This window comes from Streptosporangium becharense (assembly GCF_014204985.1).
In the GTDB taxonomy this organism is placed as follows: domain Bacteria; phylum Actinomycetota; class Actinomycetes; order Streptosporangiales; family Streptosporangiaceae; genus Streptosporangium; species Streptosporangium becharense.
The window spans coordinates 7,736,188-7,748,705 of record NZ_JACHMP010000001.1; the positions used below are offsets into that span (position 1 = coordinate 7,736,188).

Annotated in this window: 13 protein-coding genes; 8 read left to right on the top strand and 5 right to left on the bottom strand. The window is 69.6% G+C overall.

The features are described from left to right. Positions 1 to 166: 166 nt before the first annotated feature. Complete coding sequence (locus tag F4562_RS33445) at positions 167 to 1,360, bottom strand: L,D-transpeptidase (protein ID WP_184546455.1); 1,194 nt, start codon at positions 1,358 to 1,360, stop codon at positions 167 to 169. Positions 1,361 to 1,745: 385 nt separating this feature from the next. Here F4562_RS33445 and F4562_RS33450 point away from each other — a divergent pair, with 385 nt between their 5' ends. The 4 genes from F4562_RS33450 to F4562_RS33465 all read left to right on the top strand — a co-directional run bounded on the left by F4562_RS33450 (position 1,746) and on the right by F4562_RS33465 (position 5,349). Next, complete coding sequence (locus F4562_RS33450) at positions 1,746 to 3,383, top strand: PP2C family protein-serine/threonine phosphatase (protein WP_184546454.1); 1,638 nt, start codon at positions 1,746 to 1,748, stop codon at positions 3,381 to 3,383. Further along, the gene (locus F4562_RS33455) at positions 3,380 to 4,432 is read left to right on the top strand and encodes a cobalamin B12-binding domain-containing protein (RefSeq protein ID WP_184546453.1); all 1,053 of its coding nucleotides are present in this window, start codon (positions 3,380 to 3,382) and stop codon (positions 4,430 to 4,432) included. Before F4562_RS33450 ends, F4562_RS33455 begins: the two co-directional genes overlap by 4 nt. A gap of 6 nt (positions 4,433 to 4,438) precedes the next feature. Further along, entirely contained in the window at positions 4,439 to 4,774 is a 336-nt protein-coding gene (locus F4562_RS33460) for an STAS domain-containing protein (RefSeq protein WP_184546452.1), read from the top strand. A 134-nt stretch (positions 4,775 to 4,908) separates the two neighbouring features. Continuing rightward, the gene (locus tag F4562_RS33465) at positions 4,909 to 5,349 is read left to right on the top strand and encodes a hypothetical protein (RefSeq protein ID WP_184546451.1); all 441 of its coding nucleotides are present in this window, start codon (positions 4,909 to 4,911) and stop codon (positions 5,347 to 5,349) included. Between the two features lie 100 nt (positions 5,350 to 5,449). On the opposite strand, the gene recD2 is transcribed toward F4562_RS33465, so the two are convergent. Continuing rightward, a complete protein-coding gene (gene recD2 / locus F4562_RS33470; RefSeq protein WP_184546450.1) occupies positions 5,450 to 7,666 on the bottom strand; it encodes an SF1B family DNA helicase RecD2 in 2,217 nt (738 codons plus the stop codon). A gap of 170 nt (positions 7,667 to 7,836) precedes the next feature. Between recD2 and F4562_RS33475 the strand changes: the two genes are divergently transcribed. From F4562_RS33475 to F4562_RS33490, 4 genes are all read left to right on the top strand, one after another. Next, a complete protein-coding gene (locus F4562_RS33475; protein ID WP_184546449.1) occupies positions 7,837 to 8,991 on the top strand; it encodes an RtcB family protein in 1,155 nt (384 codons plus the stop codon). A gap of 357 nt (positions 8,992 to 9,348) precedes the next feature. Further along, on the top strand, positions 9,349 to 9,867 hold the full coding sequence (locus F4562_RS33480; protein WP_184546448.1) for a hypothetical protein: 519 nt from the start codon (positions 9,349 to 9,351) through the stop codon (positions 9,865 to 9,867). 198 nt (positions 9,868 to 10,065) lie between these two features. Then, positions 10,066 to 10,263 carry an SRPBCC domain-containing protein gene (locus tag F4562_RS33485; protein WP_221207722.1) on the top strand — a complete coding sequence of 66 codons (198 nt, stop codon included), beginning with the start codon at positions 10,066 to 10,068 and terminating at the stop codon, positions 10,261 to 10,263. Positions 10,264 to 10,988: 725 nt separating this feature from the next. Continuing rightward, complete coding sequence (locus tag F4562_RS33490) at positions 10,989 to 11,534, top strand: hypothetical protein (RefSeq protein WP_184546447.1); 546 nt, start codon at positions 10,989 to 10,991, stop codon at positions 11,532 to 11,534. Here F4562_RS33490 and F4562_RS33495 read toward each other — a convergent pair. The 3 genes from F4562_RS33495 to F4562_RS33500 are packed head-to-tail and all read right to left on the bottom strand — an operon-like array spanning position 11,528 to position 12,323. Further along, a complete protein-coding gene (locus tag F4562_RS33495) occupies positions 11,528 to 11,695 on the bottom strand; it encodes a hypothetical protein (protein ID WP_184546446.1) in 168 nt (55 codons plus the stop codon). The two genes, F4562_RS33490 and F4562_RS33495, sit on opposite strands and share 7 nt — an antisense overlap. Before the next feature lie 14 nt (positions 11,696 to 11,709). Further along, positions 11,710 to 11,925, bottom strand: a complete 216-nt coding sequence (locus F4562_RS36775) for a hypothetical protein (protein ID WP_246473628.1) — start codon at positions 11,923 to 11,925, stop codon at positions 11,710 to 11,712. After that, on the bottom strand, positions 11,892 to 12,323 hold the full coding sequence (locus tag F4562_RS33500) for an alcohol dehydrogenase catalytic domain-containing protein (protein ID WP_246473629.1): 432 nt from the start codon (positions 12,321 to 12,323) through the stop codon (positions 11,892 to 11,894). Before F4562_RS33500 ends, F4562_RS36775 begins: the two co-directional genes overlap by 34 nt. Between the last annotated feature and the right edge of the window lie 195 nt (positions 12,324 to 12,518).

Below are 12,518 nucleotides of genomic sequence, written 5' to 3' on the forward strand. Positions count from 1 at the left end.
GCCGCCGTCCGCCAGGGGCGTCCGCATGCGGGCCGGCCCGGCGAACCTCCCCGGGGCCCGCACCGACCACAGCGCGGGCCCGATCCCGCGGACCGTCCCGCACGGCACGGGGGGGCGGGCCGCACCGGCCCGCCCCCCGTCTGTCCCTGCCTCGGCGCCGCGGCGCTCAGGCCAGTGCGCTGCCCTTCTTCCACTGGCTGAACGACAGCTCCCAGTAGCTCCAGCCGTTGTTCCACTCGATCTTCCGGTCGGTGCCGGTGATCTTGATGACGTCACCGCGCTGGACCTGCTCGTAGAACCACTTGGCCTGGTCGGGCCGGGCGTTGATGCACCCGTGGCTGACGTTCTGGCGGCCCTGTGCCCAGACGTTGTTGAGCGCGTGGACGTACTCGCCGCTGTTGGAGAAGCGGACCGCATGGTTGATCATGAGGTCGTAGTAGCCGGGGTCGCCCTTCTTACGCCCCGGGGAGATCATGCGCTCGGGGTTGGCCTTGCCCATCGCCAGGTGGATGCCGCTGGTGGTGGTGTACTCGCGGGTGCTGGCGTTGCCCGCGCTGATGAGCATGGTCTGCACGACCTTGCCGTCGCGCTTGACGATCATCTTGTGCTTGCGGGTGTCGACCGTGGAGATCTGCGCCGCGCCGATCCGCAGGACCTTGGTGATGTCCTTGACCCCGTACATGTCCTTGCCGCCCTGCACGCCCTTGAGGCGGGCGGTGAAGACCACCTTCTGGTGCGGCTGCCAGAACTTCGCGGTCCGGTAGATGACGGTGGTGTCGTTCACCCACCGCCACGCCCCCTGGTGGGGCTTGTCCGACTTGACCTGCAGTGACTTCTCCACTGCGGCCTTGTTGGTGATCTGCTGGTTGAAGGTGACGATGATCGGCGCCCCCACGCCGATCTTCTCCCCCTTGACGGCCGGGGTGACGTCGGCGACCTCCAGCTCGCGCTTGGGCTTGAGCGTGCTGAAGGACGCCTCGGCGGTCGTGCCGTCGACCGCGCGCGCCGCCACGGTGTAAGCGCTGGCGGGCATCATCGGGACCGACGAGGTCCACCGGGTGCGCTCGGCGTCGAAGTCACCCTCCAGCACGTGGTCGCCGCTCTTGACGACGACCTCCTCCAGGGCACCGCCGGTCGCGGTCACCACGACCTTCTTGTCCGGCCGCACGGTCGTGCTGCCCTCGGCGGGGCTGATCTTGATCGCTGCGGCGGTCGGTGCACCGGAGGTGGTCGCCTCCGAGCCGGCGGGGGAGCCGGCCGCGGGCACGCGTTCGGGCCCTCCCGAGCAGGACACGGTCAACACGGCGACGGTCGCTACGGCCAGACCGGCCAGCGGTGTCCTGAAAGCTCGGCGCTCCATGGTCAGCAATCTCTCTCCCCCATTGCAGCAAACTGCATATAAAACACTAATGGGAGATGCATGATGACTGCACATGGTTGCGCCCGGTTCGATAACGTTTGGGTCTCTTCTTAAAGCCGATAACATGCCGCCCCCAGGCTGGGGGTAGACCACCGCGTCACCCCCCGGTTTCGAGGGTGAGGAGGACGACCGCCACCGGGTCGTCGTCCCCGGCACGCGGCGCAGGGGCGCGGGTCTCCCGATTCGGAGGCGTCGGCCGAGCGGTGCGACGCGGGGCTCACAGGCGGTCGCCCGCCGTCCCTCCGGCCCGCGCCGGTCCCTTCCACCGTCGTCCCTGGTAGCGGGATAGGGTGGGTTCTCGCTCTCGAAACGGAAGCTCTGGGTGATGACAGGACTTCGTCCGGCCAGTCATGGTGTCGACCAGGTGAGAGCCGGCCCCTTCCCCGAGGCGCCCGGCGAGGACCTGCTGCGCGCGATCATCGAGGCCGGCGGCGAGGGGGTCGTCCTGTGCGGCCCGGACGACATCGTGGTCATGACCAACGCGGCCGCCGCGCGGATGGTGCCCGGCATACGGCCCGGCCGCCCCGTGACCGGCGGCGAGACCGCCTCCCTGTTCGGCCCCGGCTACCCCGAGGGTGAGAGCCGCGAGGCCGCCCACGGGCCGCTCCGCCTCCGGATCCGCCACGAGGTGTTCGGCATCGCCCACCGTGCCTGGTACCTGCGTGACGTCACCGACGAGACGGCCCGCGCCGATGCGGCGCTCGCCGAGGGCAGACGCACCGCGTTCCTCATAGAGGCCGGGCGCCGGTTGGCGGCTTCGCTCAACACGCGGCGGTGTGCCCGCGCCACTGTAGAACTGGCCGTGCCCTTCCTCGCCGACATCGCCATGGTGGTGCTGCCGCCCAGCGGGCGACGCAATGTCCAGTGGCTGCGCCGCACCGGCGACGGCCCGTTGCAGGAGGGCTCCGTCCCCGTCACCGCCACCGTCGGCGTGCCGGGCCTGGCCGAGTCGCTGGCCGGATTCCCACCCGTGCCCAGCCGCTGGCTCGACCCCGGTCAGGTGCCCGACTGGGTGCTGCCCGAGGGGTTCGGGTCGGCCGGTCACCTGCTGGTCACCCCGCTGCCCGGCAACGGCGTCCCCGCCGGGGCCCTGGTGCTCGCCCGCCACGAGGGCGGCCCGGCCTTCGACGAGGAGTCCGAGACCCTGGTACGGCTCTTCGCCTCCCGCGCCGGGGCGGCCATCTCCGCCGCAGCCCTCTACCAGGAGCAGAGCGCCACCACGGCCGTTCTGAGCGGCCACCTGCTCCGGCCGGACCTGCCCGTCCTCGACGGCCTGGAGCTCGCCGGCTCGCTGCGCGCCGCCCAGCACGCCGGGCTCATCGGCGGTGACTTCTACGACGTCTACCTGCCCGACTCCGAAGGCAGCGGCGGGCCGCTGCTGGTGCTGGGCGACGTCTGCGGCAAAGGCGCCGGCGCCGCCGTACTGGCCGGGCAGGTGCGTCACGCCCTGCGCACGCTCCTGCTGCTGGAGGACCGGCCCGAGCGGCTGGTGCCGCTGCTCAACCGCTCCCTGCTGGCCTCCACCGCCCCCAACTCCTACGTCACCCTGGCGTTGGGCACCGTCGAGACCGACGGCGACGGGCACGTGCTGATGAACCTGTCCGTGGCCGGGCACCCCGCCCCGCTGATCCTGCGCGCGGACGGAACCGTGGAGGAGGCCCCGGTCCGCGGCTCCATGCTCGGCGCGCTGAGGAAGATCGTGGTCGACGTCGTCACCCTCGACCTGGCCCCCGGGGAGATGTGCCTGTTCTACAGCGACGGCATCACCGAGGCCTTCGGCGGCCCCTCAGGCCGGGAGATGTACGGCACCCAGCGGCTCAAGACCGCCCTGGCCACGTGCGCGGGCATGCCGGTCGCCGCGGTGGTCGAGCGGCTGGAGCAGCTCAGCACCGCCTGGCTGGCCGGCGACATCCAGGACGACCGGGCGCTGCTGGCCGTGCAGGCGAGGGCGGTGGGGCGATGAGTTCCGTCCTCCTCGCCGTCACCGACCTGCGCACGGCCGGTGAGGCGTACCTGGAGCACATCGGCCGGGCCGACGAGTACGGCGCCGTCGACCTGGTGCTGTCCCTGCTCGACGGCGGCGTCCCCGCCGAGCGGCTGCTGCTGGAGCTCATCGCGCCCGCGCAGCGGCGCGTCGGCGAGCTGTGGGCGGCCAACGAGTGGTCGGTCGCCCGAGAGCACGGCGCCACGGCCGTCAGCGACCGGGCGGTCGCCGCCATCGCCGCCCGCGCGCGCACCGCCCCCACCCGCGGGCGGGTGACCGTGGCCTGCACCGACGGCGAGTACCACGCGCTGCCCACCCGGCTGCTGGCCGAGGTGCTGCGCCTGCGCGGCTGGCAGGTCGACTTCCTCGGCGCCAGCGTGCCCGGCCCGCACCTGATCACCCACCTGCACCAGACCGGGCCCGACGCCGTCGCGCTGGGCTGTGCCCTGGCCACCCGCCTGCCCCGGGCACACGCCACGCTGACCGCCTGCCAGGCCGTGGGCGTGCCCGTCATGGCGGGCGGTGCCGGCTTCGGCACCGACGGCCGCTTCGCCCGGCTGCTGGGCGCCGACGCCTGGGCCCCCACCGCCGACGCCGCAGCCGACCACCTCGACCGCGGCCTGCCCGGCTTCCCCGAGCCCAGGCAGGCCCTGGGCCACCTGGCCGACGAGGAGTACACCCAGCTGGTCCGCCGCCGCGGAGAGCTGATCGGCCGGGTGATGACCGTCCTGGCCGGGGCCTACCCGCCGATGGCCGCCTACCGCGACGACCAGCTCGACGCCACCGCCGACGACCTCGGCCACATCGTCGACTTCCTCGCCGCCGCCCTGTACGTCGACGACGCCCCGGTGTTCACCGAGTTCGTCGGCTGGACCGGCGGCGTGCTGGCCGCCCGCGGCGTTCCCCCCGAGGCGCTGGGAGTGGGGCTGCGCATCTTCCACGACGAACTGCGAGACTTCCCTCGTGCCCGTCACCTGCTGGTTCAGGGGATCGAGGCGGCGCACCCCGACACCGACTTGGAGATCTGACGATAGATGCTCGAGAAGACCCCGTTCCGTACCGAGGTGCATGGCATCGCGCCGGGCACCAGCCTGCTGACCCTCAGCGGTGACCTGGACTACGACACGGCCGCCGAGCTCTTCACCCTCGCCCGTGACCTGTTCGCCGGTGACGTGCGCCACCTCGACCTGGACCTGTCCGGCCTCGATTTCATCGACTCCTCCGGGGTGGCCGCCCTGATCAACGTCTACAACGCCGCCGGCGAACACGACGCCACCATGCGCATCGTCGCGCTGACCTCCTACCTGCGCCACCTGTTCCGGGTCACCGCGCTGGATCAGGTCTTCGCGCTGCCTCCCAAGGAGGAGTAGGCCTCCCGGCACCACCGGCGGCTCCCCCGGGGGAAGGCGACGAACGCCGGGCCGGACTCCCGGGCCGGGGAGTCCGGAGACCGCCGCGCCGGAATCCGGTTGATCGGGTTTCCGGCCGGTGCCACCATTCCCGGATGGAAGAACAGGAACTTTCGCAGATCCAGGCGAACGTCCGCCTTGCCGTCGACCAGCTCGGGCCGCTGAGTGAGGTGGACTTCGGTCTCAACCGGGAATCCGTCAAGTGGGTCGAGGGTTTCATCGAGCGCCAGCGTTCTCAGCCGGACTTCGACCTGGAGCGGATCGGCGGCCTGGTCGGTGTGCTCGGCTCGTTCCTCGGCGCATGCATCGTCGCCGCCACGGGGGGCCGCTGGCACCGGTCGGACGATGACGGGTGGGGTGTGCTCCTGCCGGATGGCAGCACGGCCTTCCCGTTCGCGAAGGTGCACAAGCAGTTCCGTGACGGGGTGGAGGAAGGCGAATCGATCGCCGGTTTCTACCGGATCGCGGTCGACTACCTCGCCACCGGGAGAATACGGGAAGCACGTGGGGACGACGCCGAGGGCGCCGACCGGTAGGCGACGTGATCCCGCCCACGTCGCGCCGGGTTTCGGCCCGCATCGGATTCGCTGAGCCAACCGCTCCCGTCCCGGTTCGGGCGGAGGCGGGAGCCGGTTGTCAACGGCGGCGCAGGCGGTGGGTGAGGCTCGTGTGACGGCGTCCCGCGCCGCGGGTGCGCACCGCCTGGGCCAGCGCGCGCCGGGAGCCGACGATGACGACGAGCTTCTTGGCCCGGGTGATCGCGGTGTAGAGCAGGTTGCGCTGGAGCATCATCCACGCGCTCGTCGCCAGCGGGATGACCACCGCCGGATACTCGCTGCCCTGGGAGCGGTGGATGGACACCGCGTAGGCGTGGGCGAGCTCGTCGAGCTCGTCGAAGGCGTAGTCGACGTTCTCGTCCTCGTCGGTCAGCACGGTCAGCTTGTGGTCGTCGGGTCTGATGTCGACCACCATGCCCACGGTGCCGTTGAACACCCCCGCCGCACCCTTGTCGTAGTTGTTGCGCAGCTGGGTGACCTTGTCGCCGACCCGGAAGACCCGGCCGCCGTAGCGGCGCTCGGGCAGACCCTCCCGGGAGGGGGTCAGCGCCTCCTGCAGGGCCATGTTGAGGTTGCCCGCCCCCGCGGCGCCCCGGTGCATCGGGGCCAGCACCTGCACGTCCCGGCGCGGGTCGAGGCCGAACCTGCGCGGGATGCGGTTGGCGACCACGTCCACCGTCAGCGCCGCGATCTCCTCCGGCTCCTCGCACGGGAACAGGAAGAAGTCGCTCATGCCCGTCAGCGCCGGAGGCAGGCCGGTGTTGACCCGGTGGGCGTTGGTGACCACACCCGACTCCTGCGCCTGGCGGAAGATATGGGTCAGCCGCACCCGGGGGATCTCCTCCTCCGCGGCCAGCAGATCGCGCAGCACCTCCCCGGCACCCACCGAGGGCAGCTGGTCGACGTCGCCCACGAACAGCAGGTGTGTGCCCGGCGCGACCGCCTTGACCAGCTTGTTGGCCAGCAGCAGGTCCAGCATGGACGCCTCGTCGACCACGACCAGGTCGGCGTCCAGCGGGTTGTCGCGATCGAAGGTGGCGTCACCGCCGGGACGCAGCTGCAGCAGCCGGTGCACGGTGGTGGCCTCGTGGCCGGTCAGCTCCGCCAGGCGCTTGGCGGCCCGGCCGGTGGGTGCGGCCAGGGTCACCTTCGCCTTCTTGGCGCGGGCCAGGGTGACGATGGAGCGCACGGTGAAGCTCTTGCCGCAACCGGGACCGCCGGTGAGCACCGCGACCTTCTCCGTCAGCGCCAGCCGCACCGCCGCGGTCTGTTCCTCGGCCAGCTCGGCGCCGGTCTTCTCGCGCAGCCACCCCAGGGCGACGTCCCAGTCGACGGAGCCGAAGACGCCCAGCCGGTCGTGCTCGGCGGCCAGCAGGCCGCGCAACGCCCCGGCCAGTGAGAGCTCGGCGCGGTGGAAGGGCACCAGGTAGACCGCCGGGACGACGGCGTCACCGGCTGGGACGTCCTCGCGGACCACGCCCTCCTCGGCGATCAGTTCCTCCAGGCAGCGGGCGGTCAGCTCGGCGGGGACGTCCAGGATCTTCACCGCGTCGGCGACGAGGTTGGGTGCGGGCAGGTAGCAGTGCCCGTCGTCGGCGGCCTGCGACAGGGTGTAGCGCAGCCCCGCCTTGACCCGCTCGGGGCTGTCGTGCGGGATGCCGACCGCCTGCGCGATGGTGTCGGCGGTCTTGAACCCGATGCCCCACACGTCGTCGGCCAGCCGGTACGGCTCACCCTTGACGACCTCGATGGAGTTGTCGCCGTACTGCTTGAAGATGCGCACCGCGATCGAGGTCGACACCCCGACGCCCTGCAGGAAGATCATCACCTCTTTGATGATCTTCTGTTCCTCCCAGGCGACCGCGATCATCTTGGTCCGCTTCGGGCCGAGCCCCGGCACCTCGACCAGCCGCTCGGGAGTGGTCTCGATGATCTGCAGCGTGTCGACCCCGAAGTGGTCGACGATCCGCTCGGCCATCTTCGGCCCGATGCCCTTGATCAGGCCGGACCCGAGGTAGCGCCGGATGCCCTGCACGGTGGCGGGCAGCACGGTGGCGTAGGACCACACCTCGAACTGCCTGCCGTAGCGGGGGTGGGAGGTCCAGCGACCGGTCAGCCGCAGCGACTCACCCGGCTGGGCACCCAGCAGCGGGCCTACCACGGTCAGCAGGTCGCTGCCCGACCGCTCGGTGGCCACCCGGGCGATGGTGTAGCCGGTCTCCTCGTTGGCGTACGTGATGCGTTCCAGGACCCCTGAAATGGAGGTACCAGAGGCACCGTGTTCCCCGGCCTGCACGCCACCTCCTCCACCCCTGATCCGCTTGCGCAAGTTTAGGCCAGCCGAGTGCGTCACGGCCCGGGCGGCTCCCGGGCGGCCGGCTCCCGGACGGGCGGCGATAACCCGGTGGCATCCGTGACCGGTCAGTCCATAACCTGTAGAGATCAACCCGTAGGAAGGCGACCACAATGCCGCAGCAGGTAGCAGAACGACTCCTCTCGTGGGCCAGCGACATCGAGCCGGGCACGATCGAGCAGGCCGCCCGCGCAGCACGCCTCCCATTCGTCCCCTCCCACGTCGCGCTGATGCCGGACGCGCACGTCGGCATGGGTGCCACGGTCGGCTCCGTCATCCCGACCCAGGGTGCGATCATCCCCTCCGCGGTGGGCGTCGACATCGGCTGCGGCATGGTGGCCACCGAGACCTCCCTGACGGCCGCCGACCTCCCCGACGGCCTCGCCGCACTGATGCCGCTCGTCGAGCGGCGCATCCCGGCCGGTGTCGGCCGGGGCCACGACGACCCCCGCGTGGATTCCGTGCTCGCCGCGCTCGGCCGCCCGCACACCACCCTGACCGGCAAGCAGGAGACCACGACGGCGACCCAGTTCGGCACCCTGGGCTCCGGCAACCACTTCGTCGAGGTGTGCCTGGACGAGCGCGACCACGTCTGGACGGTCCTGCACTCCGGGTCCCGGGGCATCGGCAACCAGCTCGCCACCAGGCACATCGGCGAGGCCAAGAAGCTGATGAAGCAGTACTTCATCACCCTGGAGGATCCGGACCTGGCCTACCTCGTGCAGGGCACCCCGCAGTTCACCGCCTACATCGAGGACATGCTGTGGGCACAGCGGTACGCGATGGCGTCCCGGGCGCGCATGGCCGAGGTCCTGGTGGCCTCGCTGTTCGAGGTCGTCGGCCACGGCTCAGCGCTGCGGACGATCAACGCGCACCACAACTTCACGCAGCTGGAGCACCACCACGGCCGCGACGTGTGGATCACCCGCAAGGGCGCCATCAAGGCTGCCCGCGGCGACGAGGGGATCATCCCCGGTTCGATGGGCACCCGCTCCTACATCGTGACCGGCCTGGGCAGCTCCGCCTCCTACAACTCCTGTTCCCACGGCGCCGGCCGCCGCATGTCGCGCACCGAGGCGCGCAAGAAGCTCACCGCGGCCTCCCTCGCCGAGGCGATGGGGACGAGGACGTGGAACGCCGACCGCGCGGCGGCCCTGGTCGACGAGCACCCCGAGGCGTACAAGTCGATCGACCAGGTGATGGAGGACCAGCGCGACCTGGTCACCGTGCAGCACACGCTGCGGCAGGTCTTCAACTACAAGGGCTGAGGTCCGGGACGGCCGCGGGGCGGGCAGGGATCCGGGGCTGAGGAACATGGGAACCGGATCGTGCGCTAAGCGTTTGTCCTGGTGAGGATCGGTTCGACCGTCCATGATCGCTACCGGAAGCCTTCGAGGGTCTTGTCGTAGACCATGGGAGGTTCACGGTGTCGGTCGAGTCCTTGTCCGATGAGCAGGCGGCGGGGTTCGCCTCGTTTCAGGGGCCGCCAACGCGGGCTCAGCTGGAGAAGTACTTCTTCCTCGATGACGCCGACCGGGAGGCGTGAGTCCAAGCGCAGAGATCACAACCGGCTTGGACTCGCTGTCCAGATCGCTGTGGCCCGGTTCTTGCGGCGGTTTCTGGCGGTGCGGGTGCTGATCGAAGCCACCGGCGACCAGGTCGATGTCGCCACCGGTGAGGTTCTGACGCCGGCGCCGGCCTCGGTGCAGGAGGTGCGGGCGGCGATCGAGGCGGTCGTGCCGCGCCAGCAGCTGACCGCGGCTTTGGAAGCGATCATCGAGCTGACCCCGCCGACGGATTCGGATGCCGATGAGTCGTGGCGGGCGATGCTGGTGGGCCGTTTCACCATGGTGCGGCCCTTCCTGCCGAGGTTGTACGAGGTGATCCAGTTCGGGGCCACCGCCGAGGGCCGGCCGGTGCTGGCCGCGCTGCGCACCCTGCCCGCCTCGATGGGACGCAAGCGCGTCACCCCGGCCGAGATCGACACTTCGCCGCTGGCCGGGTCACGGCGGCGCCTGGTGCTGCGGCCGCCGCACCCGCAAGAAGGGCTGGTGGGTAGGAAGATGAGAATCACTTATGTTGATCATACTCGTGGCATGCCTGACGGGCGTATCAAGGGCATCCTTACCGCTTTCTATTCCTAGGGTTTTAAATGGAGCATTCCGAGTGCTATGCCAGTGAGTTCTGTGCGGCCGCGCACAGAATGCTGGACGGCGAGCTGGCCGAAGTTGAGTACGGTCACGTACTGGATATCGCCGTTTCGAAAGACAGCGCTGGGATATGGGCCGTCGCGACCATTGCCCTGACCGGGATCGAGAAGCCCTGGAGGCACACCGCCCTTGGTGCAGGCCGTCAACTTCGTCTCCGACGACCCCGCCCAGGCCGGCACCATGATGATGACCTGGGAGGTTACGGCGGTGGATCACCGTACACGTGTGGACTTCCGAGCCGACGACGTCCCAGTTGGCATCTTCGCCGACGATCACGCTGCCGGCCTGTCCTCCTCGCTGGCCAATCTCGCCGAGCACCTCGAGACGTGACGTGGCGGTCGAGGCGTCCCGTTCAGGAGCGCCCACATGGGCCTTGGAGAAGCATCGGAACGAAGAACGTGAAACCCCCGATCGCGCCGATCTCGACGAGACAGCTGAGCCGGCGTCAGGTCACCCGCGCGTTGATGGATCGCTGTGGCACCAGATGGTCTTGTCCGGTAACGAACGTCCGCGACACTCTCCTTACCCAATAAATCACAGCTTTGGGATACGTATGAGCTACCACACACTAGTGGAACACTACGAGCAGTTCCTTCGGACCGGCGCTTCCGGGATAACCGAGGGATTCGCCTGGACGGTTGTCCGGCCGGTGGTCGGGCAACTTTCGCTGGAGGAGACGGCAGTCCGCGCAACCGGCGGCGGGCGAGCTTTCATAACGGAGCTCGACGTTGACGATGCTGTATACCGCGACGACGCCATTCTGCTCAATCAATCCGGACCGACGACGATGCTTGTCGAGATTCAGAGCTCAAGATACGCTTCAGCTCATCCAGTCCTCCAATGGCTCAGCATGAGCGCCCAAGTATGGAACTTGACGTGGGACATCAGCCGGAACTTCCGGCTCACCTATGCCGCGCACGGACAAGTTCTCGCTGAGATCTCCGGCATAGAGGTGGACACGGTGGCCGGCTTGGATCCCCGGTGCCCTTCGCGTCGAGTTAGCGGCCCTGGACCGTACGATCGGTCGCCCGTGGCCGGCGACACAGGCTACCGCCATGGCCATTGTGGAGTCGCGCACCGGAGCACACCTAGATGACGACTGGTTCGACCAGCCCCAGCCTGCCGTGTTCATCGATAAGCCGATTTCCTCCGACCTGCCACCCATCGGCTTCTGGCACCACGAGCCGGACCTGGACGCTCGCATCCGCCTCGCCCCAGAGCACATCAGGCGCGCGCTTCTTGCGCGCGTCGTTCACGAGATGGCGATTCGTTTCGAGCATGACACCGTGCCGGAGGTCACCGAGGCGCTGGAAGCAGCCCACGAGGGTCGGCCGTTCGACGAAGCGGCCGTGAACGCTATGAACACCGTCCACGAGAGCCTAGGAGAGCACTGGGACGGTCAGTTCTATGCAGAGCGCGAGCAGGGCGATTGGCAATGGAGCCGATGGGTCGCCGCGAACGCAATCCGCCATAGCCTGTGGTCGCTCAAAGAGGACGCGCGGTGCCTCGATGGCCTGACATACGCCAGAGCTGCGCTCTCGGAAAAGTGGCCCGCCTTCAAGGAACGGCTCCATGAACTAGCGACGATCAACCTTTACTGAATCACAGGATCAGCCGCCTGTTCCGACAGGGTGCTCGCCAGACAGTGGGCGAGCACCTCGCGCGGATGGCCGCCGATGACCTGCGCTCGACGAGCGAATTCGTCTACCCGCGCAGCCTCCGCGACCTCATCATCAATGTCCTCCTCGCCGACGTGCCCCATCGACCTGTCGTTATTCAGAGACCCGCTTTGGACCCAGGGCCGCCGGGCAGACGGCACCGCCCGGCCCTGCCCACCTGCTCGCCGCCCAGGCCGGCGCACACGCCCGCGCCGTCGCCCACGACGGCGACGGTCTTGCTGGGACCGGCCTCGGCGGCGACTGCGGCGAACCAGCCGGTGCCCAGCACGTCGGAGGCGGTCAGCAGGCTCGGGATGAGGTCGGCGTCGGGCATGGCGGGGTGGCGACCAGGGTGCCGTCGGCGAGCGGGATGCGGGCGTACTGGGCCTGGGTACCGATGGCGCCGATCAGTTCGGCGTGCACACACCGGGACTGGTAGCCGGCCCGGCAGATCTCGCAGGTGTTGTCGGAGGCGAAGAACGATCCGACGACGAAGTCCCCGACCTTGATCGTCTCGACCTGGTCGCCGATCTGTTCGACCACGCCGACGTACTCGTGTCCCATCGGCACCGGCTCGTCAGACTTGTCCACGCCCCGATAGGGCCACAGGTCAGAGCCGCAGGCACACGCCGCGGTGACGCGGATGATCGCGTCGGTGGGATGGACGATCGCTGGGTCGGGGCGGTCCTCGACGCGTGCGTCGCCGGGGCCGTGCAGAACCACTCCACGCATGAGTGGTGTCTCCTTCAAAGGTGTCAGGTGATGGCGGCGGATCTCCGGACGCGTTGCGCGTCCGAATTCTGCCTCGGAAGGTGCCTCGCCGACCAGCGGCCAGACGCCCCGGTCGAAACGGTGCCGGCAGCGTGCCCGCACGGTTCCCCCACCAAAGGGGGCACTTTTCTCTGGTGGGCGCGGCATGAACAGGCG